We start from the raw sequence: 23,059 nt of genomic DNA, 5'->3' as shown, positions 1-23,059 counted from the left end.
TCGGCCTGCGGAGACTAGCATGATCGACCATATCACCATCGAAGTCAGCGACCTCGATAAGAGCAAGCTCTTCTACGAAAAAGGCTTTTGCGCCGCTGGGACACACCCTCTCCTTCGGCAAGGAGGGCGTGTTCTGGGCTTTCGATGTCGGCAATGGCTGTCTGTTCGAGATCCAGAGCACGGGCGAGAAGCCGCCGCTCACCCATCTGCATGTCGCCTTGCGCGTGAAGGACAAGGCCGAGGTCGACGCCTTCTATCGGGCAGCGCTCGAAGCGGGTGCGGCGGACAATGGCGCGCCGGGGCCGCGTCCGGAGTACACCGAGAACTACTATGCCTGTTTCGTGCTGGATCCCAACGGCTACAATATAGAGGCGATGATCAACTAGCCTTGAGCGCCCTACTCATCGATCGCCATCACCCGCACATAACCCTCCAGCAGAAGCGCGCGGTCGCGGATGACGTTGGTCGCGTCGGCCGCCTGCATGGGCACGTACATCGTGCCTTGCCTCGTTTCATAGAGCGCGTCGCGCGCCTTCGCCTCGGCGTCGCGGAAGGCCAGCCAGGCGCGCTGCGACAGGCGCAGTTGCTGCGCCGCCGCGCGCGGCAGTTTGTGCATGAGCGTGGCATAGGCCGCATTCATGCGCCGATCGTAATCGCTGGTCGCCGCTGCCTCGCAATCCGTCTGGCCGGCAGTCGTGCCGTTGACTGCGTCGTTCAGGCAGCGGTCGAGCGTCTCAGCCGTGGCATCCTTCAAACCCGAGGCAAACAGAGCCGCAGGCAGCGCCGCCGCCAGCGCGAGCGAGGTCGCGCCTCCGACAAGCCAAAGCCGCGCGCCGACAATCCGTATTTCGCCTCCGAGGCCCGATCTCTATGCTGATGCAATTCTGGACGCAAAGCCGCTCCCGCGCCAGACGTGGGGAACCCGCGCGCTAAAAATCACCGTCCGGATTTGTGAGGCAATATCTTAGCGGCCGGCTTCGACCGGGTATCAGGACAGCAAGCCGCTCAGTCCCTGAATGTGATCCCGTAGCTTGCCGCCTGTTCCTTCGGCATGTCGGCAAATGCCTGCCGCACCGTATAGCCGCCATAGACGCTGCCGCCGTTGCGGATCATCCAGTCCTCGACATCGGCTTCGGCCACCGTCATGCGATCGCCGATCTTATACTTGTTGCCGTTGACCGGCTCATCGGCAAGCAGGCCGACGAAGCGGCCCTCGTTGTAGCCGGTGAGCTGTAGCCAGATGTGCTCGGTGGCGCCGTTCTGTGTCAGCGGAAACTTGATCGTGTAGGTGCCCGACGTACCGGCGGCCATCAATTGGCGAAAGCGCGCCAGCGTCGCGTGGCCTTTGGCCTTGGCGCCCTGCATGCCCTGGTCGGCGGTGAAGTAGGCGACGACATTTTCCTTGATCGGCCGGGGCGACATCGGCAAGGCGCCGGGCGCGGCCTCCGGGATGCGACCGGCTTGTCGCTCGGCGTGTGCCCCATCGCATTGTAAAATCCGTAGCCAAAGACGGCAACAAAGGCGACTGCCAGAACCGGATTGCGCATAAACCCTCCAAAACGCGATCACGGACACGTTACCGGAAGGCCATTGCCGCACCGCTAAGAGACACGGTGAGCGGGCGGTTAGCGAAATGCTGAAAATTGAGAGCGCGTCTCTCCAGCTGAAGAGATCGCGACCTCAGTCGGCGTCGGCCATCATCTGCCCGCCCCCGCCCAGCCAAGCGCGCCATGCCTTTTCGTCGCCATGGAAGACGTTGAGGTCGATGCGACCCGTCACGCCATGCGACAGGCCGGATCCGGAATATTGCCAGAACAGCCATTTGCGGCCCGGATAGACTTTTGAGGGTGCCGCGCCACCGCGCGCAGCCAGAACGGATAATCCTCGAAGGCGCCCTGCAGATTGTCGCGATAGAAATCCGGCGATGTGTAGATGATCGGCCGCTGTCCGTAATGACGCTCGAGCTTGTCCATGAACACCTGCATCTTCTCCAGCACCTTTTCGCGCGAAGGTTTGCGCCTGCAGGAAGAATCGCCGTTCCATTCGACATCGATCACCGGCGGCAGCGCGCCGTCGACCTTCGGCACGTTGCGGATGAACCAGTCGGCCTGCTCGCCGGCAGTGCGGCACCAGTAGAAGAAGTGATAGGCGCCGCGCTTCAGCCCGGCGGCATCGGCATTGCGCCAGTTCTTCATGAACATCGGATCGAGATGGTCGCCGCCATCGGTCGCCTTGATATAAGCGAAGTTGGCCCCCTGGGCACGCAGCTTGTCCCAGTTGATGTCGCCTTGCCAGCGCGACACGTCGACACCGTGGACGGCAAGATGGCGCGGCGAGGCGCGCCCGAAATTCATCGGCTTGGCATCGCGGAACGCATAGCGCGTGACCGGACCGGCGAGCATTGCGGGCGCCGCGCGCGACAACCGCTTCGGCTTCGCAACGAGCGCCGCCTCTTGCACCGGCGGCTCGACGCTGTCCGGCAGGCCCTGTGCGGGGAAATTTACGGTCTCCTCCTCGGCGAGGCCGAATGGGCGCGGATTTTCGTCATCGTCGCGTGCATTGTCCTCGTCGAGACGGGCGTTGTCCTCGCCAAGGCGCGAATTCTCGTCGCCAAGCAGCGGCGCCGGCGGTGCAATACGCGCAGCACCCGACATCGACGCGGTCTCGACGGTTCTTTCGGTCCGGGCCGTCCGCCCGGCTTTCGATACGGGCGCGCTTGGCCGCACGACCGAACTGGTCGTCTCGTTGGACGGCGCCTGCAAGGCATCGACGCCCGACGTGGACGAGCAGCCGGCAAGGCATAGCGATGCGAGCACGAAACTGACGACGCTGACAATCCGCATCTTGACCTGTACGCGATACAAAACAGACCGAGGCAGGAACGGCACCATCGGACAATCAGCCCTTTCCTAACGAGAAATTACCAACAAAGTTTGAATCAAAATTTACTTTTGGCCGACAAGCGCGGGCGCGAATCGGTGTGTCCTCGTCACCTCGCCGGCGCGAATTCGACGGAAAACGCAGCCCGACCGGCCTTCGCCGCGCTTGACAGCGCACACGCTTCACCGTTGAGACAAAGGCGATCCATTCGCTCGCGATGAAAGCGCCAACTCAAAATGCTCCGTGTCTTTCGCCTCTCGCTGCTGCTTGCCTGCCTTGTCGGCGCCTTGCAGGGTTCGCCCGCGCGCGCGGAAAAACTGATCGTCGTGCCGCCCGGCAACCGTTCGGAGGCCCAGCCACCCATTCCAAGCGCGTCGGCCAACCGCACCCGCGCGTTCAAGACGACCTACAACGAGAAATACGAAAAGATCATCGCGCTGCTGAAGCACGAGACGAAGCTGGTGGCGCACATCAAGCAGGCTGCCGCCGCTTACGACATCGATCCCATCCACATCGTCGGCGCGCTGGTCGGCGAACATACCTACAACGTCACCGCGGTCGGTTCGGTTCAGACCTACTACGTCAAGGCGCTTTCCTATTCCGGGCTCGATTTCGCGTTCCGCTACAAGGGCGTGCGCGTGCAGGATTTCGTCAAGCGCCCGGAATTCGCCAGTTGCGAAGAGGCCAAAGGCAGCGCGGCTCTGTGGAGCTGCCGCGACAGGGTCTGGACCGGGCATTTCAAGGGCAAGACCGTGGACGGTGTCGCCTACGAGCCGATGACCTTCCAGCAGGCGTTCTTCCAGCCATTCTTCGCCGGCCAGACTTTTGGGCTCGGCCAGATCAGCCCGCTGACCGCGCTCGAAGTCACCGACCTCGTCAACCGGGTAAGCGGCTACGCCAGGCTGACCCCCGACGACCCGCAGGCGATCTACCGCGACGTGATGGATCCCGATCGCAGCATCGTCTACATCGCGGCAATCGTGCATGATGCGATCGAGGCATACAAGGAACAGGGCTTCGATATCTCCGGCAATCCGGGCATCACGGCCACGCTCTACAATGTCGGCCAGCCCAGGCTGCGCGCCGCCCAATTGAAGGCCTCGGGCCACAAATTGCCGGTCGAGAACTATTACGGCTGGCTGGTCAACGAAAAGCTCGACGAGTTGAGAAGCCTGCTCGACAGCGGCAGCTGAGACAGAGGCCTAGAGCCGGATGATCTCAGGTCGAAACGACCTGAGATCTGAATCCGTCTCTAAATCAAAGGGATAGAGCATGATGCCGCCCGAAAGCCGCTTCACACTCTTCGGCATCATGCTCTGATGGAGAATTTTGTCGATCAGTGCGTCCGGCTCATCGAAACGCATCAGGCCTGGGCCGGGCTCATCGTCGGCCTGCTCGCCTTTGGCGAATCCCTGATCCTGATCGGCATCCTGCTGCCCGGCACCACTGTGCTCGTCATCGTCGGCGGCCTGGTTGGAGCCGGTCTGATCAACCCTGTCCCGGTTGTGCTCGCCGCGATCGTCGGCGCGGCGCTCGGCGATATCGTCTCCTATTATCTTGGCGTGAAGCTCGGGCGCGGCGTCGTCCACAAATGGCCGCTCAACCGCTATCGCCGCGAGATCGCGCGCGCCAGGCTGTTCTTCCAGCGCTACGGCTTCGCCGCAATCTTCCTTGGCCGTTTCTTCGGCCCGGTCCGGGCCACGGTGCCGCTGGTTGCCGGTATGATGGGCATGAACCGGCATCGCTTCCAGCTCGCCAACATCCTCTCGGCGCTGATCTGGGCGCCGGCCATCCTGGGTTCGGGCTGGCTGGTCGCCAAGGGCGCGGGCGAACTCATCCAGTTCAGCACGACGACCATCCTGGCGCTCGCCGCTGTTGTCATCGTCGTGGCAATCGTCATCGCCCTGGTCGGCATCAAGCTCCGCGCGCGCAGCCGTAGTCGCGCTAGCCGCCCTTCCTGAACACGCCGACCATCGGTCCGAGATTCCAGAAATCGTCGTTGCGGCCGATCGCCGGCGCATAGAGGCTCGAAATCGAACCGTCGAGGAAGAGTGCGTTCGGGCAATTGAGGTCGTCGCGAAACAGGCGCGCGAATTCGTGGAAGGTGACGACGTCGTTCGAGATGGCGAAGACGGCGACGCCGTCGGCGCGCACGCCCACGCCGTCGCGGATTTTCCGCGACGAACTGTCGGCCTGGAATTTCGAATGCAGCTTACCGTCGATCACCAGCATCGGGCCGGATTGCGTGGCGAAGTCCACCCGCGGCCGGCGTTTCAGATAATCCTTCGTCGCGCGAACGCCGGCCTTGTTGCCACTCAGATAAAAGATGCCATTCGGTTGCATGGAGAAATTGCCGGTGCCCGCGCCGGTTTTTGCCGGTGTGATCTGCTCGCCGCGTTCGACGTAGAGACCGACCGGCGCAAGATCCGGATGGTACATGCCGGCATTGATGCCGAACAGCATGGTACGGCCGGCGGCCTGTTCTGCGGTGCGCAGATTGTGCAGCGAGCGGTAAAGGGCACCATCCCGGTTCTTCCAGAACAGCTCGATGGAGAAAAGCTTCGGATCGGTCTCGCAAACCAGATAGGTCGCCGTCTCAAAGGTGTGGTCGCGGCAAGGCGGAAGCGCCGCCAGCCATTGGCCGGCGCTCAAGCCAGCGCCAACCACCGCCGGCACCGCCGATTTCACCAGCATTGCCAGCAAGGGTACCGATTGCAGAAGCGTCACAAGATCCATGCGGGCATCACTCTATAGACGACCGGAAAGCGAGAAAACGGCCCTCTCGCGGCGATTGTGCAAGCGTCACGATGCCGGAATGCCCGGATCCTGCAGCAAATAGAAGACCGGCTTGGGATTGAAGTCGGTGATGAGGAAATTGAAGGTCGAGCGCCTCAGCGGATCGACATGGCCGTCGAGAAACCGCAGCCGGTCGAACGGTTCCAACTCACGATCGTATCTGGCGAAGCTGTCGCAGGAAATGAAGTCCGGCGGCGTGTGGATCTGGTCGAAGGACAGGCCGTCGCCGAACGTGCTCGGCTCGTTCAGGATCGATTGAAGTTCAAACAGGAAATCCACCCATGGATGGCCGCTATCGTTGAGCGCCACGATACGCAAATAGAGGATCCCCTCCGTGAAGTTGGCCTCCGGCTGCCGTTCGCGGATCTCCAGGACGACGGGATCCGCCGACTCCAGTTCTTCGTCGACGATGACTGGATCGGCTCTCGTGCCCATCCCGGAGACCGAGCGGATGCGAAAGCCGCCGAGTTCGTCGGAGAAGGAATATTGACCGGCTTGCCAGGCCCCGCTGCTCTGGCCATGCGCGCTCGACACAAACGCCGCCAGAGTGCAGCAGCCGAGAAAACCTGCGAGGCGCACCGATCGTGCGCGAATTCCTGGCGGTGCCAAATGGGCTAGGTAAGCCATCCCGTGGCCACGCCGATCAACAGGACGACGCCAAGCACGCCACGATAGATCACAAAAGGCCAGGCCGAAAAACGTTCCAGGATCCGCATCAGGCCCCAGATGGCGAAAAAGGCCGAGATCGAGGCGACGACGAGGCCGACCGCCAGGATCGACCAGCCATGCGCGTCGAGATGCGCTTTGTGCAATTCCCAAAGCTCCTTGAGGCCGGCAAGCGCGATCGCCGGAATGCCGAGCAGGAAGGAAAGCCGCGCCGCCTCGGGTCGAGTGTAGCCCAGCCCAAGTGCTGCCGTCAGCGTCGATCCCGAACGCGACACGCCGGGGATCAGGGCGCCGACCTGGGCCACGCCGACAAGCAGCGCGTCGAGGATCGAGACCTTGTTGAGCGTCAGCCGGTGGCTGGCATAGATTTCGGAAAGCGCCAGCAATATCGCCATGGCGATACAGGCCCAGCCGATGACGGCAAGCCCGCGCAAGGGCGAGCCGCAGGCATTGAGGGTGCTCGAAAGCGCCAGGCCGGCAATGACGATCGGAACCGTCGCAAGGACAATGCCGACCGCCAGGCGGAAATCGCGGTTGGCGAAATCGCGTTGGGTGAGCGCCGACAGCGATCCGAAGACCACGCCGCGGACATCGGCCCAGAAATAGCTGACGACGGCGGCAAGCGCCGCCAGTTGCATGGCCGCCGAAAAGGCCGAACCGGGGTCCTGCCAGCCGAGCACGGCCGGAACGATGCGCATATGCGCCGTGGACGAGATCGGCAGCAATTCGGTGATGCCCTGGACGACGCCTAAAAATGCGACCTTGGCATAGCCCAGGCCGACGAATCCAGTATCCAACCCTTGAGTGCAGACGTCGGTCATCTCAACCCTTTCTCAGCGAAAAGTGAATCGTCATTCGAAAAGCCATCGAGGACAGGCTTAGCCTCACGATAGCGTGATTCCAACTCACGGATTTGTAAGGTGCCACTAATCCTGCTTGACAACGGCCGTCGCCATATTATCCTTTGCTAATCTTACACTGTAAGGCAAGTCGGAGGATCATCATGTCGACCGCCCTCTCGGAACTGCAGCAAGCCATGCCGCCGCGACCGCATAGTCCGCAAATCGCAATCGAGGAGGTATCGCGTGATATCAGCCGCGCCATCGAGCGCGCCGAAGTCGCTGCCTGGCTCGACCTTTACGAAGCGGCTCCCGCGGATTTCGCGGCACGGCAAGGCCTGTCGATCGCCAGCGACGGCGACCTCGTCTGGACCACCTGCACGGCAATCCCGTTCATCCATTTCAACTGCGTGAAGAATATCGGCGTCGACAATCCGGCCTCGGAGACACAGGTCGACGCGCTGCTCGCGCATTATCGCGACGCCGGCATCATGCGGCCGTGGTTCTATGTCAATCCGCACACCGAGCCGTCGCGGCTGAGATGCTGGCTGGAAGCACGCGGCCTGCAGCAGCAGGGCGGCTGGGAGCGCATCTATCGTGACGCAAAGCCGCTGGCCGCCGAAACGTTCTTCCCTGTCGACGATCTGTTGGTCGAGGAGGTTACGCGCGAGACAGCTTCGCAATGGGCTTCCTTCATCGATCGCAACTACAGACTGCCCACCTCGCCTTGGTTGATAGCGCTCGTCGGCCGCAAGGGCTGGCGTCACTATATGCTGCAACGCGGAGGTACGGTGGAGGCGGTGCGCTCGCTCTTTATTGGTGCTGACGGCGCCGCCTGGAGCGGCATCGACGCGCCGGTGCCTGGGATCATGGCGCCAAGCTTCAATCTTGATGCCATGCTTGGGGAAAGGGTGGTTCGCGACGGGATCGCCGCCGGCGCGAAACTGTTTGTCGCCGACATCGAGGCGCCGCATCCCGGTCGCCACGGACCGGCCTATCGCAACTACGACCGGCTCGGCTTCAGGCTCGCCTATTCACGCAGCCACTATAGCTACCTGCCGGCGCATTCGAGCTGACCCGCGGCTGTTGTCTTTGCGCAATTCCTTACGGAAACCGCAATGCATTTTTTCCGCGTTTGCCTCAGCGATGCAGCCACTGCTTCAGGCAGCTTCTCGCCACCATATGCGCGGGTGGCACCGAAGCCTGGTCGATACGAGAATCGTCGCCAGCCTTGTCGCGGGCCTTTTCCAGAAGCAACCGAAGCTCGGCCGGCTGGACGCGATCGCGCGCCATGACAAGTTGCACCATCGGGTCGTTCAGCAGCTCGTCCAGGGTGTTGATGGTCTCGCTCATCAGTCGTCTCCTCGATATCGGCCCGCAACGCATAAATAAGAAGCCAATCATGGCTCGCCAATGACGCTTTGCCGGCTATCTCGTGAATCGAAGATGAAATTTTTGTGCAGTAATGTGCAGTAAAAAGTGAATCAGGCCGGCGGCGCGCCTTCATATTGCGGCAGGCCATCGTCCAGCCGCAGCCATGGTTGTTTCGAGGCGATCCAGAAATGCATGTCGGGCTTGAACACCGAGGGATCGTCGAGCGAACCTGACGTGATGCCGATTATGCCCCTGAATCGCGCCGCGAAAACATCGTCGTGCCGCAGGCCGGGCAGAAGCCGCGCTTGAGGTCCGGCGAGGTGTTTATCGTCGCCACGTGGCCTTCGATGGCCACGTCGTCGATGCGGAACAGAAGCCGCGCATTGAAGGCGGCGCCAATCGCCTTCTGGCAAAGCCCGCAATGGCAGACGCGCTCGTTGATCGGCTCGGCCTCGGCCTTGTAGCGCACCGCGCCGCACACGCATCCGCCCTGATATTTCGTCATCGCAATCACTCGTTCCTCGGATACCGCCACGGTAGCGGTCGGCCTCATCGCGTCAATCAAAAAGCTCTGATGGGAAGCGATCGATTGTGCTGATGCGGTGGCCCAACGACCGGTGCCTGCCTGTGATTGACAATCGGCGGCAGCCACGCCCTGCTTGCGTCGTCCCGGCAGGAGCAGGGCTGTCCGGGGAAAGTTTTGAGTGAATCGAAATGCCGCATGTGCATGCCCCGTAAAACGGGGTTTGTCCGTCTTTTCTCTGGTTGTCGAGACTCAGAAAAGGAACGGGGCATGCGCTTTGCACCTAGCATCTTCGGGCAGCTTCTTGAAGCCGTCGATCGCCGTCAATTCCAGGCAATTGTGGATCGCCACGACGGGGATGCCTACGACAAATCGTTCAGGAGCTGGGATCATCTGGTGGTGCTGATCTATGCCCAGTTCTGCGGCAGCAGCGGTCTGCGCGGCCTGGAGGCCGGCTGGAACGCCAACCGCCAGCACCATTACCACCTGGGCAGCGGTCCGCTGATGCGTTCGACCTTGTCGGACGCCAACAGACGGCGTCCGGTCGCCATCTTTGCCGAGGCCTTCAGCCTTGTGGCGGGCCTGCTCGACCGACAGACGCGGCAAGAGGGCCAAGACATGCTGCGGCTGATCGACTCGACCCCCATTCCACTCGGCAAGCTGTGCGACTGGGCCAAGTCGAACGGCCGCATCCGCGGCATGAAGGTGCATGTCGTCTATGACCCGAAGGCCGACCATCCGCGCGTCCTCGACATCACCGACGCCAACGTCAACGACGCCCAGATCGGCCGCCGGATCACCATCGAACCCGCGGCGACCTATGTGTTCGACAAGGGCTATTGCCACTATGGCTGGTGGACGGTGATCGCCGAGGCCGGGTCGGTCTTCGTGACGCGGCCCAAGACCAACATGGGGCTGGCGCAGGTGTGCAATCGCCCCATAGCCGAGCCGCAGGGCGACGGCTTCCTGGTCCTGGAAGACAGTGAGGTGAGCCTGGTCAGCAAGGGCGTTTGCAAGCTGCCGATGCGCCTGCGGCGCCTGCGCATTCAGCGCGAGCAGGGCGACACCATCATGCTTTTGACCAACGACCTGGAGCGCTCCGCAGTCGAGATCGGGCAGCTCTACAAAGGCCGCTGGCAAATCGAGCTTCTGTTCCGCTGGATCAAGCAGCACCTCAATATCCGCAAGTTCCTGGGCAACAACGCCAATGCAATCCGCCTGCAGCTCTTCGCGGCAATGATGGCCTATGCACTGCTGCGCATCGTCGCGCGCACCCGCTGCGTCGCCATTCCAATCCTGAGGTTCACAGAGATGGTCGCCCAATACTTGTTCGGGCGGCGAAAAATACACGCCATCGACAAGCCGCCGCCGGTCAATCCGAGCCGACCAAGAGACCGATCCTCCCCCAATCAGATGGCCTTCATATATGAATAACTTTCCCCGGACAGCCCTGCGGCAGGAGGAAGATTGATGGCCGATATCGATACGATCGCGATCGCGGCGCTGTTCGGGTCGCCCTCACCCGCCCGCGATCAAACCGACGCCAGGATCATGGCGGCGGCCTCCGGCATCGGCTTCATGGCGATCCGCGATTTTCCGGGCGACGACTGGCTGACGCCGCGGAACCGGGCACGGCTGCTGGCGCTCTTTTCGCTGCCCGAGGCCGAGAAGCAGAAGCTGCTGCGCTGGAATTTCGACCCGACGAAGAAAAATGTCTATCGCGGCTGGTTCCCGCTGCAGCCGAATGCCGTCTCCTACAAGGAAGGCATCGACATGGGGCCGGACATCGCCGATGCAACGGCCGCTACGACGGGCCTTGATGCCAGCGACCCGCTCTGCGAGCCGACGCCGCTGCCGCCCGAAAGCGCCTTGCCTGGCTGGCGCGCGGCCGCCGCCTCCTACTACCGGGCGATGGAAGCGGTCGGCAACGCGCTGCTGCGCTCGGTCGCGCGCGGGCTTGGCCTCCCGGAAGCCATCTTCGATGCCGATTTCGAAGGTGGCATCTCAACCTTGCGCCTGATCCGCTATCCGCTGCGCGATCCAAACAGTGGCGTCGACCTGAGCGGCCCGGATTTCTCCGTGCTGCACAAAGGCGAGACGCGCACGGTCATCGGCCGCGAACATGCCGATTCCGGTTTCGTCACCTTGCTGGCGCAGGATGGTGTCGAAGGCTTGCAGGCGAAAAACCTTGCCGGCGAATGGATCGACGTGCCGCCCGCCGACAACACGCTCGCCGTCAATTTCGGTCAGTTGCTGGAGCGCTGGACGGCCGGCCGCGTGCGCGCCACCAGGCACCGGGTGATCGCGCCGAAACAGGCGCGCTTTTCGATCCCGTTCTTTTATGAACCGCGCGTCGATGCCGAGATCGCGCCATTGCCCCTGGCCGGCGCCGAAACCTTCAAACCGTTCCTCTATGGCGACTATCTCTGGGACACGGCGACGAAGTTCGTCGAGATGAGCGGCGTCAGGCATCTGCGCCAGCCACGGCGAGCCAAGGCTTCGTAAATCAGTGGCGCTTGGCCTGGACCATATAAGCGTCGATCTCGGTCTCGCCCAGCCATTTGGCGGCTTCCAGCCGATGCAGCCCTTCGACGAGGATATGGCGCTTGCCGTCGTGGCGCACCTGGATCGGCGTCTTCAGGCCGTTCTCCAGAATGTCCTCGGCAAGGTGACGAACCGTTTCGGGGTGCAACGTCTTCTTACGCGCCGTCGGCACGTAAATGTCGGCGACCTTGACCTTCTGCACTCTTAGCATGCCCGCTCCCGAGGCGGAAAATACCGCCTCACCTGAAATAGTCGCTTTGGTGGGTGTGGCCAAGGGTGGCTAAGCAATTGCTGGCCCGATCGTTTCCATTTGACGCTTGGTCGGCCAATGGTCTCAATGGCAGCCTCTCCGTTTCAGGTGTTCCTTGACGCAGTTGCCAACCGAATTCCCCGATTTCGGGCTGACGCCCGAACAGCGCCGCGAGGCGGTGCGCGGCCATTATTACGAATGGCCGGGGATGGATGGCGAGCGTGGCGAGATCTGGTGCTACAGCGACCGCTTTTCCTACCGCCCGGGCGAGACGGTGACGCTCAATGTCAGTTCGACGGCGCCGAAATACGGCATCGCCATCGTCCGCGACGGCGATGCAGAGACCAAAGTCTTCGAGAAAACGGGGCTGCTGGCGCGTTGGCAGGACACGCCCGACCAATGCTCCGTGGAAGGTTGCGGCTGGCAAACCTCGTTCGACTTCCGCGTCGAAGCCGACTGGCCGTCCGGCGCCTACCGGATAGCGCTTACGGCCGATGGCCGGGACGGCAAGCTGATCCGCAGCCATCACCTTTTCATTGTCGCGCCGCTGCCGGGCAAGAAACCCGGGCGCCTGCTGCAGGTCGCGGCGACCGGGACCTGGCTCGCCTACAACACCTGGGGCGGCTCCAACCACTACCAGGGCATCACCGGCCCGAAGCGCGACCAGTACGCCACAATGGTGTCGACGCAACGCCCCTGGTGCCGTGGCTTCGCGGTGCTGCCCAAGGATGCGCCGCGCGTGCCGTTGGAGGTGGCTGTGCCGCCCAAAACCGTGCCGCGCTACCCGCATATGGAATGGGCCTTCGCCACTGGACATTCCAAGAAATACGCCTCTTCCGGCTGGGCGAGCTATGACAGTCATCTCTTCCGCTTCGCCGAGCGCGAAGGCTACGCCATCGATCTCGCCAGCCAGCACGACCTGCATTTTTCGCCCGAAATCCTCGAAGGCTATGACTGCGTCGTCTTCGTCGGCCATGACGAATACTGGACCTGGGAGATGCGTGATGCGGTCGACGCCTATGTCGAGCACGGCGGCCATGCAGCGCGCTTTGCCGGCAATTTCATGTGGCAGACCAGGCTGGAGGACGAGGGCCGCCGCCAGGTCTGCTACAAGTACCGGGCGCGGGCTGAAGACCCTGCCTATCGCGGCGGCGACGTAACCCGCGCCACCAATTCCTGGGAAGCGCCCGAAATCGGCCGCCCCGGCAGCGCGACCTTCGGCCTCAACGCGACACGCGGCGTCTATGCCGGCTGGGGTGGATGCGCGCCGCGCGGCGTGCGCGGTTTCCCGGTCTATCGTCCAGAACACTGGGCTTTTGCCGGTACCGGCATCTACTATGGCGATCTTCTCGGCGCCGACAGCCATGTCTATGGTTATGAGGTCGACGGCCTCGATTTCGAGATCCGCGGCGGCCTGCCCTATCCGGCACCAGACAGCGGCGCGCCTGACGGATTGCAGGTGCTTGCCGTCGGCATGGCGAGCCAGGTCGAGGAGAGCGCCGACATCCCGATCGAGGACCAGTTCCTCACCGACGAGGACGGACGCTTTACCGCCGAGACGTTGTTCGGTGAGGCGAGCGACGCCAACCTCGACAAGGTCAAGCGCGGCAACGGCATGATCGTCAACTTCCAGCGCGGCAAGGGCGAAGTATTCCACGCCGGAAGCTGCGAATGGGTCGCCGGCCTGCTAAGGCAGGATCCGATGGTCGAACGCGTGACGAAAAATGTTCTCGACCGCTATCTTGGAAAGTCCTGACATGCCGAAATCGCAAGTCCAGCCCGCTGCCGAAACCGAAGCGCGTGAGCCGTCGCATCTGTTCTATCTGTCCAGCCTGCGCCGGCCGCTCGTCGACCGCGCGGAAGGCATCTACTTCTGGACCAAGGACGGCCGCCGCTTCATCGACGGCTCGAGCGGGCCGATGGTCGCCAATATCGGCCATTCCAACCGCAATGTGCTCGACGCCATGAAGCGGCAGATGGACAAAACCACCTTCGCTTACCGGCTGCATTTCGAGAACGAGCCGGCCGAGGAGTTGGCGCGCGAACTGGCGGGAAAGCTCCCCGAAGGCATGGACCGCATCTTCTTCGTCTCCGGCGGCTCGGAAGCGACAGAATCCTGCATCAAGCTTGCCCGGCAATGGGCCGTCGCCACCGGCCAGCCGAAGCGCTGGAAGATCATCACCCGTTTCCCCTCCTACCATGGCGGCACGCTCGGCTCGCTTTCCGTCACCGGCGACGACGCGCTGGCCGAGACCTTCACGCCGATGATGCGGCCGATGCCGACCGTGCCGGCGCCGACCGCCTGGCGCGATCGCGACAATCTCTCGATGGAACAGCGCGGCATCCGCTACGCCGACATGCTGGAGGAAAAGATCCTGGACGAAGGGCCGGATAGCGTGCTTGCCTTCATCATGGAGCCTATCGGGGGCGCCGCGACAGCAGCGCTTGTCGCGCCCGACAGCTACTATGCGCGCATCCGCGAGATCTGCGACCGCCACGGTATCCTGCTCATCCATGACGAAGTCATGAGCGGCGCCGGCCGTACCGGCAAATTCCTCGGCGGCGACCACTGGAACTGCAAGCCCGATATCGTCGCGCTGTCGAAAGGCCTTGGCTCGGGCTACGCGCCGCTCGGCGCGCTGGCGGCCCCGATGCGGCTGGTCGAGCCGCTGCTCGCCTCGGGCGGCTTCCAGCACGGCCACACCTATGCCGGCAATCCACTCGCTTGCGCCACCGGCCTTGCCGTGCTCGGCGAGATGGACCGGCTCGATCTGATCGACAATGCCGCCGCCATGGGCGACGTGCTGATCGGCGAGCTCAAAGAGCTGCAGAAGCGCTTTCCGTTCATCGCTGACGTGCGCGGCAAAGGCCTTCTGCTTGGCGCGGAAATGGTTGCCGATCCCGACACGCTACAGCCGATCGATCAGGGCAAGAAAGCCACCCAGCGCCTGCTCGACCTCGCCTATGCGCGCGGCCTGATCATCTACGGTCGCAAGGTCAAGGGCGGTGTTGATGGCGACAATTTCATGGTGGCGCCGCCGATGATCATTACCTGCGAGCAGATCGGCGAGATGATCGCCATCATCGGCGACTCGCTGGAAGCGCTGGCGGCCGAACTCGACCTGCCGGTTGAAGGCTGAGGGACGAAAAGATGGCGCCGAGGAAAGTCACGCCTGCGAGTCCGGAGGCGCGCGATGCCGGCGCTGAAGGATGGGGATAGGGTGACGTTTTGAGAATGGCTTTGAGATGACGGCGTTCCTTCGCCCCCCTCTCTGTCCTGCCGGACATCTCCCCTCAAGGGGGAGATTGGCCGTCACGAGTGCCTTCGCCAACCTCCAACATTGCAGAAAGAGCCGCGGCGCCAAAGCTGCTGATCTCGCCCCTTGAGGGGGAGATGGTCGGCAGGTCAGAGGGGGGGGCCTGGGCGCCATGCTCTCCATGAGCCATACCTCAACCGCGCAAACCGTCACCCTCCGCCCCGCCACCATCGACGACGTCGATACCATCCACGCGGCGCTGCTGCGCCTCAGCACGCATATCGGCTCCCACCAGGAGATCAAATCGACAGCCGATGACCTCCGCCGATACGGTTTCGGCGAAAAACCCGCCTTCTCCACCCTGATCGCCGAGGTCGACGGCGAATTCGCCGGCCTCTGCCTGCATTTCCCGATCTTCTCCACCTGGATGGGCCGTCCCGGCGTCTATATCCAGGACCTCTATGTCGAGGACCGTTTCCGCGGCCGCCGGATCGGCGAGAAGCTGCTGCGGCGCGTGGCAAGGAATGCCGCGCGGCTGGCGGCGTCTATCTCAGACTGTCCGTCGATACCGACAACGAGACCGCCAAGGCCTTCTATGAACGACTTGGCATCGGCTGGGCGAACTACGAGCAGGTGCGGAAAATCGTCGGCGACGCCTTCTTCGCTTTTGCCGACGCGCCGGAGGAATGACGATGAAAGCCTTCTATGCCGAAGAGCAAAAGCGCCACGATCCCAAGGCTTTCCTGTCCAGCGGCGCACCGCAACCCAATCCGGAAAAACCGGAGCGGATCGTGAGATTATTAGCCGGCGCAACATCTGCCGGATTGACGGTTGAAAGACCGAGGAACCACGGCCTCGGTCCGATTGCCGCCGTGCACACGCCTGAATATCTCGACTTCCTCGAGCATATCTTCGCGCGCTGGCAGCGCATCGACGGCGCTTCGGCGGAAGTCATCCCGAACATCCATCCGATTGCCCGCGGCGGCTCCTACCCGGCCTCGGCCGTCGGCCAGGCTGGCTACCACATGGCCGATACGGCTTGCCCGATCTCGGCCGAGACCTGGGACAGTGCGCTGTGGAGCGCCTGGAGCGCGGTTGGGGCTGCGGAGGCCGTGATGACCGGCGCGCCCTCTGCCTACGCGCTCTGCCGCCCGCCGGGCCACCACGCCTTTGCCGATGTCGCCGGCGGCTTCTGCTTCATCAACAATTCTGCGGTTGCCGCGCAAGCGCTGCGGAAAACACCGCGCGCGTCGCCATCCTCGATGTCGACCTGCATCACGGCAATGGCACGCAAGGGATATTCTATGCGCGACCGGATGTGCTCACCGTCTCGCTGCATGCCGATCCGGTGCGCTTCTATCCGTTCTTCTGGGGTCATGCCGACGAGCGCGGCGAAGGCCCGGGCCTCGGCTACAATTTCAACCTGCCGCTGCCGCGCAAATCCGCCGACGCAGCGTTTCTCGAAGTGCTGGCCACAGCCTTCCAGCGCATCCGCGCCTTCGCCCCCGAAGCGCTGGTGGTCGCGCTCGGCCTCGATGCCTTCGAGGGCGATCCCTTCGGCGGGCTTTCGGTCACGACGCCCGGCTTCTCGCGCATCGGCGAAGCCATTGCGAGGCTCCGCCTGCCGACCGTGATCGTGCAGGAAGGCGGCTATCTCTGCGACGCGCTCGGCGACAACCTCACCGCTTTCCTGACCGGCTTCGGCAGCGCTCACAAAAACTGATTGCGGCGCTGGTCAGCGCCGCTGCTGCCTCAGCATTGCGATCACCCGATGCACGCTCTCCAGCGTCTCATCGATCTCGGCTACCGTGTTGTAATGCGCAATGCCGATGCGCACGACGCCATGCTCGGCGGGAATGCCGAGTTGGTGGACGATCTCCCAGGCGTAATTGTGGCCCGACCACAGGAAGATGTTCTCGGCATTCAGCTGCCGCACAATCGTCTCCGGCGCGATGCCTTCGACCGTGAAGGAAACGGTCGGCACGCGCTCGGCAAGCCGTTCCGGATCGATGATGCCGCGGATGACCAGGCCCTCGATGCCCGACAGGCCCTCGATCAGCTGCCGGGCCAGGGCATTTTCATGAGCGATCGACACCTTGAAGGCTTTCGCGATCCGCTCACGACGCGAACCACCCTCACCGGCTGCTGAGCCGAGATCGGCGAAATAATCGACGGCCGCGGTCAGGCCGGCCATCAGCTCGATCTGCGGCGTGCCGAGTTCGAAGCGCTCCGGCAGGCCGTTCGATGAGCAGCGGCATTTATAGGGTTTCAGCGCATCGATGACGTCGCGGCGGCCCCACAATATGCCCATGTGCGGCCCGAAGAATTTGTAGGCCGAGCAAACCAGGAAATCGCAGCCCAGGTCCTGCACGTCGATCAGGCCATGCGGCGCGAACTGCACGGCATCGACATAGACCAGCGCGCCGGCCTGTTTGGCGATAGCGGTCAGCGCCTTCACCTGGTTGATCGAGCCGGTGAGGTTAGAAGCGTAGTTCAGTGCGACGAGCCGCGTCTTGTCGGTAAGCAGAGCGCTCAATGCCGCCCCCTCGACCTGCCAGCTTGTCTCATCGAAGGGCAGGAAACGCACGACCAAGCCAAGATCCTCGGCCAGTTGCAGCCAGGGCGAGACGTTGCCCTCATGATCCATGCGGGTGACGATGATCTCATCGCCGGGCTTGAATCCGCGACCGAGCGTGCGCGACATATGATAGGTGAGCGTCGTCATGTTGGCGCCGATGATGATTTCCTCGACGCTTGCGGCATTGAGAAAATCGGCCATCGCGGCATGCGCGTCGTCGACCACATGCTGTGCCGCGACCGTCGTTTCAAAGAAGCCGCCGAGATTGGCGTTGGTGGTGAGAAGACAGCGCGATACCGCGTCGGCCACCGCCTGCGGCACCTGCGTGCCGGCCGGATTGTCGAGATAGATGCGGCGGCGCCCTTTGTCGGTCAGCGAAAGCGCCGGAAATTTTGTGCGCACGGCCTTGATCGGAAAATCTGCCATTGCCTCCATCTGTCTTCCCTCAACGCTTCCCAGTCACGGGCACGGATTGCCGACCCGCTGGTGGATCGCATCTACAGCCTTCTGCATCTCCTCGGTCCAGGTCACGTCGGCCGAGGATAATGCCATGTCGAGCTGCGCGACACTGGTGGCGCCGACGATGTTGGCGGTCACGAACGGCCGGCTCGACACATAGGCGTTGGCAAACAGCGCCGGCTCCATGCCGAAGGAACGCGCCAGCTCATTGTATTCCAGCTGAACCTCGGCCGCGTTCGGCGTCTCGTAACGCTGGCCGCGGTTGAAGAGCTGCGAACGCGAGCCTTGCGGCCGCGCGCCATGGTCGTATTTGCCGGTCAAATAGCCCTGCGCCAACGGCGAATAGGGAAGAAACGCGATATCTTCGCGTGTGCAGACCTCGGCGAGGTTCACTTCGAAGGTGCGGTTGACGAGGTTGTAGGCGTTCTGCAGCGAGGCGACGCGCGGGCCGACGCCCTTTTCGGATCTGAAGAGGTAGCGCATGACGCCCCAGGAGCTCTCGTTCGACAGGCCGAAATGACGGATTTTGCCGGCCTTCACCAGATCCTCCAAAACAGCGAGTGTCTCGGCGATCGGCGTCTCGTCGGATGTTGCGCCTTCGCTGTCGGCGCGGCGCGGCATTGCGCCGATGCGCGTCGGATTCGATCCCCACGGGATATCCCGCTCCGGCCAATGGATCTGATAGAGATCGATATAGTCGGTGCCGAGCTTGGCCAGCGACTTCTCGACCGCGTCGAAAATGTCGGCGCGGTTGAGCTGCGAAGACCGGTCGCCGCGAAACCAGGTGTTGCCCGTGCGGCCGACCACTTTCGAGGCGACGATGACCTTGTCGCGGTTGCCCTTCGCCTTCAGCCAGCTGCCGATGATCTTTTCGGTCCGACCCTGCGTCTCAGCCTTGGGCGGGATCGGGTAAAGCTCTGCCGTGTCGATGAAATTGACGCCGCGCGAAAAGGCGAGGTCCATCTGCGCATGGCCCTCCGCCTCGGTGTTCTGCTGGCCCCAGGTCATCGAGCCGAGACAGATTTGCGAAACAAGAAGATCGGTCCGACCGAGGCGGCGTTTATGCATGGAATTCTCCGATGGGAGGTTGCGCGGACAGCGCGGGGAGGAAATTCAAGCATAAAGCAAAGGCCGGAGGTTCTCCAAGCCCGTCGCGGCCGCTTTTGCGTGATCTGCGAGCCGTTACTTTCTAGCGCCGGCCAGGGCCCGCCGCTTGGCCTCGTCGATCAGCATGTTGGCCACCTGCATGCGGATCATGGCGCGTTGGCGCAGATGCGGCGCGACACGGTCGGGATGGTTGGCGAAGGCGAAGCTACGGCGTATGCGGCCAAGATCGGCATTCTTGGCGGGACGGTCGAGGCCGAGCTCTCCGGCAATCGATTCGGGATCGATCGGCGGCAGCTTTTCCTCCGGCCGGTGTTCCTCGCTCGCGAGCGCAAGCTTCGCGTGGTCGAGCAGCGCGGCGAATTCGGCGGCCAGGTCACCTGCCTCACGATACTCGGCGGCAACGCTCTCGCCGGCAACCTTGATGCGGCCGGAATGAAGCTCGTCCGCCACCGACAGATAATCGAACGGAATAGACGGCCGCGCGCCCTCATCCTCGCCCTTCTCGGAGGCGGTGATCAGGTCGTCGAGCAATGAAGCGAAATCACGCTTGGTGCCGATCTCAGCCTCCTCCTGTCGCAACGGCATGCATTTCTCAACCAACGACCATAGGGCGCTCTCGTTAAAAATGAATGCCTACGGCGCTGAGAATTGCCGTCATTCATGGGACTTCTGGAGGGTTCGAAGGGCGCCGAACATAAAAAGCCGGACCGCATTTTCATGCAGCCCGGCAGGATCGCCAGGAGTGGCGAGGAAAAAGCCAGCCATGTGCCAGCATATGGGCCTACGGTCGAGCCGATCGAAAAGTTTCACCGAAAATCGATTGTGGTGAAAAAATGCGCGTGGCATGGCAGCCATGCAATTGCTGCACTGCACAATTTTCACAAATCAGCTATATGGTTGAGGGTGGAGGATGAACTGGGGCACAGAGTCATGGGGTTCTTCACCGAAATGTTCGCGCGGCCAAGGCCGCAGGAACAGCAGCGTTACCGTTCGGCGCTCGCGCTTCTCAATGCGATGAGCAATGCCGACCGCGCCGACATCGGCATCAAGCCGGCGGATTTTCCGCGTATCGCGCGTGAAATGTCGATGCGCTGAGGCGCATTGAACGAGCCGATAAGAGGGTTTCCCGCTAAGCAGGCGGGAAACCTCTAAGCTTTTGTTCTGTCAGCGATTTCCCAGGAAAGTCTGCTTGCTCAGCGGCACGCCATTGTGGCGCAGGATGTCATAGGCCGTGGTGACGTGGAAGTAAAAGTTCGGCATCGCCAGGTGCAGCAGATATTGCAGGCCCGGCAGCGTGGTTTCGCGCCCGCCGAGCCGCACTTCGACCGTCCTGTCCTCCGAACCTTCCAGATCAGCCGCCGAAAAAGACGCCAGATGATCGAGCGTCTTGGCGATTCGGGCCTGCAGCTCGGCAAAGCTCGCTTCATTGTCTTCGTATTTCGGCACCTCGCGGCCGGCGAGCCGCGACGGCGCGCCCTTGGCATGGTCCGTGGCGATCTGTACCTGCCTGGCCAACGCGAACATGTCGGGCGCAAGCCGGGCTGTCAGGAACACTTGCGGGTCGATCTTGCGCTCGCCAGCATTCTGCTCGGCCGCGGTCAGCACGCTGGCCAACGCCTTGAGCCGGGCCGAAAAGACGCCGACCGATATGTCGTACATGGAAATGGTCACGGGTTACCTCCCAAGGCGGCTCCAGCGCCGCGGGCCGTGACCTAGCGCCTCCTGCCACGATTCTTCAAGCAGTCGCTCGCCGGCGTCACCACGTCGCCGCAATCGCCGTGGTAGTATTTTCGTTACCCGAGTGGAGGACCCGATGAGACGCGCCACTTTCGCTGCGACCGCCTTTTTCTCCCTGATCTGCATCGGACAATCGGCCCAGGCCGCCGACGCGCCCTATATCGACGACAGGTCCAGCGCAGAATCGGTCGTCCGCTCGCTTTACAGCGCCATCGGCCGGCACGAGTTCGCCCGCGCCTGGGGTTACTTCGGAGATACTAAGCCGGCAAAGGATTTTGCCACTTTCGCCAAAGGTTACGACGATACCGACACGGTCGAGGTCAAGACTGGCGCTGTATCGCAGGACGGTGCCGCCGGCAGCATCTACTACAGCATCCCTGTCGCCATCCAGGCGACCGACAAGAAGGGCGAGGCCAAGGTTTTTGCCGGTTGCTACACGGTCCGCCAGGTCAATGCGCAGATCCAGGAGCCGCCCTTCCAGCCGATCTTCATCGACAAGGGCGCGCTGAAGCCGTCGACCGAGGACTTCGACAGCGCGGTGCCGGCAAGCTGCGGCGACGGCCCGCCGCCGCCGAAGAAGGACACGGCGCTGGAGCAGGCGAAAAAGGCGTTTCTCGCCACCTATGGCGACAAATGCGACAAGCAGGATCCGGACGGCAAGCCGATCGGAGAGCCCCAAGCTCACTCCATCCACTACAAGGACAAGGACGCCCAGCCCAACGACCCGGAGCGTGAGACGCGGCTCTTCCGCTTCTTCTGTTCCATGGCCGCCTATAACGAAACCGCGGTCTATTACATTTATGACGACGTCAACGGCGTAACGCAGCTGCAATTCACCGAGCCGGAGCTCGACATCCGCTACGAGAACAACAACAGCGAGGGCAAGGTCGAAGCGATCCACATCATCGGCTTCAAGACGAGCGGCTGGGCGACCAACTCCGACTATGACGAGACAACCAAGACGATCAGCACTTTCAACAAATGGCGTGGGGTTGCCGATGCCTCGTCATCGGGCACTTACCTGTTCCGCAATGGCGACTTTTCCCTCGTCCAGTATGACGTCGACGCGTCCTACGATGGCGAGCAAAATCCGCAGACCATCATCGACTACAACACCGCGCCTTGAAAAGGGCACCCTGTTCAGGGCGCTTTCGTCAGCATCCAGTTCAACGCGCCGCGCCAGTCGACCATGCGGATGGGCGTGCCATGCGTGCCGGTCTCGAAGCGCACGAAGCGGGTCGGATAGGTCTTCGACTTGGCCAGGATCGAGCGGAAGAAGGCCTCCTGCTTGTCCACGGGGAAGACGATATCGTGGCTGCCCTGGCCGAAAAACACCGGAATGCGGCGCTTGAAGGCAGGGCTGGTAAGGAAACTCTCATCCCATAGCGAGCCGAGCAGCAAGAGCCCATTGATGCGGCTGCCCGTATCCTTGCGGTCGGCGAGCTTCCAGCAGATCATGCCGCCCATCGAACCGCAGGCGACGAAGATCTTCGCCCCTGGCGATTGCTCGCCATAGTGATCGATCAGCGCCGCGACCTGGCCCGCGCCCTTGTCGCCGAAATCGGGGAAATCCGGTGAAAGATAGAGGCCGTTGTTGGCGGCCATCAAATTCTTGATACGGTTGAAATTGCCGCCGAAGGTGAAGTCGTCGACGCCCTGCTTGCGGCTGCCGCCCTGCCCGTGCAGGTAAAGCACGATGATGGCAGCGCCGGCCGTTCTACCGACTGCGACATGCCTTATATCGCCGGCGTCGGATTTCAGCATCAGATCCTGCTGGACCTTGCGCACGCCGGGATCGCTATACTGGGCGCGCACCCGCTTTTCCGGCACCTCGTCGCGCTGGTTGATGTCGCGCATCTCGTGATAGTCGAGCACGGTGTATGCGCCATTGTCGCCGGTCGACAGCGTCGGCGGATAGGCGAAGAGATCGTCCTTGAACGGTTTTAGCGACGGCGCCTGGCTGTTGGCGGCCGAGACGGCGAACCCGGTTGCGACAAGCAGCGCGAAGAGAAAGCGGAAATGGAAAGACATGCCCAAAGGCATGCGAAA

At 62.6% G+C, this 23,059-nt stretch carries 22 protein-coding genes and 4 pseudogenes; 12 read left to right on the top strand and 14 right to left on the bottom strand.

The window, feature by feature from the left end:
* The first annotated feature begins 19 nt into the window (after positions 1 to 19).
* Positions 20 to 386, top strand: a pseudogene (locus ACVDG8_RS35825) (VOC family protein).
* Between the two features lie 11 nt (positions 387 to 397).
* Here the strand turns inward: ACVDG8_RS35825 and ACVDG8_RS35820 are convergent.
* The 3 genes from ACVDG8_RS35820 to ACVDG8_RS35810 form a co-directional block, all read right to left on the bottom strand.
* Complete coding sequence (locus tag ACVDG8_RS35820) at positions 398 to 754, bottom strand: lysozyme inhibitor LprI family protein (protein WP_447252693.1); 357 nt, start codon at positions 752 to 754, stop codon at positions 398 to 400.
* Between the two features lie 251 nt (positions 755 to 1,005).
* Positions 1,006 to 1,422 carry a DUF2314 domain-containing protein gene (locus tag ACVDG8_RS35815; protein WP_447252692.1) on the bottom strand — a complete coding sequence of 139 codons (417 nt, stop codon included), beginning with the start codon at positions 1,420 to 1,422 and terminating at the stop codon, positions 1,006 to 1,008.
* Between the two features lie 353 nt (positions 1,423 to 1,775).
* Positions 1,776 to 2,843 (bottom strand): GH25 family lysozyme, encoded by a 1,068-nt coding sequence (locus ACVDG8_RS35810; protein WP_455707448.1) that lies wholly within the window; start codon positions 2,841 to 2,843, stop codon positions 1,776 to 1,778.
* A gap of 273 nt (positions 2,844 to 3,116) precedes the next feature.
* Here ACVDG8_RS35810 and ACVDG8_RS35805 point away from each other — a divergent pair, with 273 nt between their 5' ends.
* Entirely contained in the window at positions 3,117 to 4,073 is a 957-nt protein-coding gene (locus ACVDG8_RS35805; protein ID WP_447252690.1) for a DUF1402 family protein, read from the top strand.
* A gap of 126 nt (positions 4,074 to 4,199) precedes the next feature.
* Entirely contained in the window at positions 4,200 to 4,841 is a 642-nt protein-coding gene (locus ACVDG8_RS35800) for a DedA family protein (protein WP_447252689.1), read from the top strand.
* On the opposite strand, the gene ACVDG8_RS35795 is transcribed toward ACVDG8_RS35800, so the two are convergent.
* From ACVDG8_RS35795 to ACVDG8_RS35785, 3 genes are all read right to left on the bottom strand, one after another.
* Positions 4,825 to 5,616 (bottom strand): phosphodiester glycosidase family protein, encoded by a 792-nt coding sequence (locus ACVDG8_RS35795; protein ID WP_447252688.1) that lies wholly within the window; start codon positions 5,614 to 5,616, stop codon positions 4,825 to 4,827. The genes ACVDG8_RS35800 and ACVDG8_RS35795 overlap by 17 nt on opposite strands.
* A 66-nt stretch (positions 5,617 to 5,682) precedes the next feature.
* Positions 5,683 to 6,210, bottom strand: a complete 528-nt coding sequence (locus ACVDG8_RS35790) for a hypothetical protein (RefSeq protein ID WP_447252687.1) — start codon at positions 6,208 to 6,210, stop codon at positions 5,683 to 5,685.
* Between the two features lie 80 nt (positions 6,211 to 6,290).
* Positions 6,291 to 7,163: an undecaprenyl-diphosphate phosphatase gene (locus ACVDG8_RS35785; RefSeq protein ID WP_447252686.1), complete on the bottom strand. Its 873-nt coding sequence runs from the start codon at positions 7,161 to 7,163 to the stop codon at positions 6,291 to 6,293.
* 182 nt (positions 7,164 to 7,345) lie between these two features.
* Here ACVDG8_RS35785 and ACVDG8_RS35780 point away from each other — a divergent pair, with 182 nt between their 5' ends.
* A complete protein-coding gene (locus tag ACVDG8_RS35780) occupies positions 7,346 to 8,257 on the top strand; it encodes a hypothetical protein (RefSeq protein ID WP_447252685.1) in 912 nt (303 codons plus the stop codon).
* A 64-nt stretch (positions 8,258 to 8,321) separates the two neighbouring features.
* On the opposite strand, the gene ACVDG8_RS35775 is transcribed toward ACVDG8_RS35780, so the two are convergent.
* Together ACVDG8_RS35775 and ACVDG8_RS35770 are read right to left on the bottom strand one after the other, a co-directional pair.
* Entirely contained in the window at positions 8,322 to 8,534 is a 213-nt protein-coding gene (locus tag ACVDG8_RS35775) for a hypothetical protein (RefSeq protein ID WP_447252684.1), read from the bottom strand.
* Between the two features lie 131 nt (positions 8,535 to 8,665).
* Positions 8,666 to 9,060 (bottom strand): annotated as a pseudogene (locus tag ACVDG8_RS35770) (GFA family protein).
* Positions 9,061 to 9,348: 288 nt separating this feature from the next.
* Here ACVDG8_RS35770 and ACVDG8_RS35765 point away from each other — a divergent pair.
* Positions 9,349 to 10,512 (top strand): IS4 family transposase, encoded by a 1,164-nt coding sequence (locus ACVDG8_RS35765; RefSeq protein ID WP_447252682.1) that lies wholly within the window; start codon positions 9,349 to 9,351, stop codon positions 10,510 to 10,512.
* A gap of 36 nt (positions 10,513 to 10,548) precedes the next feature.
* Positions 10,549 to 11,583, top strand: coding sequence for an isopenicillin N synthase family dioxygenase (locus ACVDG8_RS35760; protein WP_447252681.1), 1,035 nt, complete (start codon positions 10,549 to 10,551; stop codon positions 11,581 to 11,583).
* Between the two features lies 1 nt (position 11,584).
* Here ACVDG8_RS35760 and ACVDG8_RS35755 read toward each other — a convergent pair whose 3' ends face one another.
* The gene (locus ACVDG8_RS35755; RefSeq protein WP_447252680.1) at positions 11,585 to 11,833 is read right to left on the bottom strand and encodes a ParB N-terminal domain-containing protein; all 249 of its coding nucleotides are present in this window, start codon (positions 11,831 to 11,833) and stop codon (positions 11,585 to 11,587) included.
* A 154-nt stretch (positions 11,834 to 11,987) separates the two neighbouring features.
* On the opposite strand from ACVDG8_RS35755, the gene ACVDG8_RS35750 reads away from it, so the two are divergent.
* The 4 genes and pseudogenes from ACVDG8_RS35750 to ACVDG8_RS35735 all read left to right on the top strand — a co-directional run bounded on the left by ACVDG8_RS35750 (position 11,988) and on the right by ACVDG8_RS35735 (position 16,852).
* Positions 11,988 to 13,628, top strand: coding sequence for a N,N-dimethylformamidase beta subunit family domain-containing protein (locus tag ACVDG8_RS35750; RefSeq protein WP_447252679.1), 1,641 nt, complete (start codon positions 11,988 to 11,990; stop codon positions 13,626 to 13,628).
* 1 nt (position 13,629) lies between these two features.
* The gene (locus tag ACVDG8_RS35745; protein WP_455707447.1) at positions 13,630 to 15,012 is read left to right on the top strand and encodes an aminotransferase family protein; all 1,383 of its coding nucleotides are present in this window, start codon (positions 13,630 to 13,632) and stop codon (positions 15,010 to 15,012) included.
* Positions 15,013 to 15,310: 298 nt separating this feature from the next.
* A pseudogene (locus ACVDG8_RS35740) lies at positions 15,311 to 15,819 on the top strand (N-acetyltransferase family protein).
* A gap of 2 nt (positions 15,820 to 15,821) precedes the next feature.
* Positions 15,822 to 16,852, top strand: a pseudogene (locus tag ACVDG8_RS35735) (histone deacetylase family protein).
* Positions 16,853 to 16,864: 12 nt separating this feature from the next.
* Here ACVDG8_RS35735 and ACVDG8_RS35730 read toward each other — a convergent pair.
* The 3 genes from ACVDG8_RS35730 to ACVDG8_RS35720 all read right to left on the bottom strand — a co-directional run bounded on the left by ACVDG8_RS35730 (position 16,865) and on the right by ACVDG8_RS35720 (position 19,858).
* On the bottom strand, positions 16,865 to 18,133 hold the full coding sequence (locus tag ACVDG8_RS35730) for a cysteine desulfurase-like protein (protein ID WP_447252676.1): 1,269 nt from the start codon (positions 18,131 to 18,133) through the stop codon (positions 16,865 to 16,867).
* A 33-nt stretch (positions 18,134 to 18,166) separates the two neighbouring features.
* The gene (locus ACVDG8_RS35725; protein ID WP_455707446.1) at positions 18,167 to 19,234 is read right to left on the bottom strand and encodes an aldo/keto reductase; all 1,068 of its coding nucleotides are present in this window, start codon (positions 19,232 to 19,234) and stop codon (positions 18,167 to 18,169) included.
* A gap of 114 nt (positions 19,235 to 19,348) precedes the next feature.
* The gene (locus ACVDG8_RS35720; protein ID WP_447252674.1) at positions 19,349 to 19,858 is read right to left on the bottom strand and encodes a hypothetical protein; all 510 of its coding nucleotides are present in this window, start codon (positions 19,856 to 19,858) and stop codon (positions 19,349 to 19,351) included.
* 345 nt (positions 19,859 to 20,203) lie between these two features.
* On the opposite strand from ACVDG8_RS35720, the gene ACVDG8_RS35715 reads away from it, so the two are divergent.
* Positions 20,204 to 20,368, top strand: a complete 165-nt coding sequence (locus ACVDG8_RS35715) for a DUF1127 domain-containing protein (protein ID WP_124997668.1) — start codon at positions 20,204 to 20,206, stop codon at positions 20,366 to 20,368.
* A 69-nt stretch (positions 20,369 to 20,437) separates the two neighbouring features.
* Here ACVDG8_RS35715 and ACVDG8_RS35710 read toward each other — a convergent pair whose 3' ends face one another.
* The gene (locus ACVDG8_RS35710) at positions 20,438 to 20,944 is read right to left on the bottom strand and encodes a DUF1993 domain-containing protein (RefSeq protein ID WP_447252673.1); all 507 of its coding nucleotides are present in this window, start codon (positions 20,942 to 20,944) and stop codon (positions 20,438 to 20,440) included.
* Positions 20,945 to 21,086: 142 nt separating this feature from the next.
* On the opposite strand from ACVDG8_RS35710, the gene ACVDG8_RS35705 reads away from it, so the two are divergent.
* A complete protein-coding gene (locus ACVDG8_RS35705; protein WP_447252672.1) occupies positions 21,087 to 22,136 on the top strand; it encodes a DUF1176 domain-containing protein in 1,050 nt (349 codons plus the stop codon).
* 14 nt (positions 22,137 to 22,150) lie between these two features.
* Here ACVDG8_RS35705 and ACVDG8_RS35700 read toward each other — a convergent pair whose 3' ends face one another.
* Positions 22,151 to 23,053 (bottom strand): alpha/beta hydrolase, encoded by a 903-nt coding sequence (locus ACVDG8_RS35700; RefSeq protein ID WP_447252671.1) that lies wholly within the window; start codon positions 23,051 to 23,053, stop codon positions 22,151 to 22,153.
* Positions 23,054 to 23,059 lie beyond the last annotated feature (6 nt).

The sequence above is a fragment of the Mesorhizobium sp. ORM8.1 genome, assembly GCF_053005525.2.
Note: the sequence above shows the minus strand (reverse complement) of the source record. Positions and strands in the feature narration are given on the sequence as shown.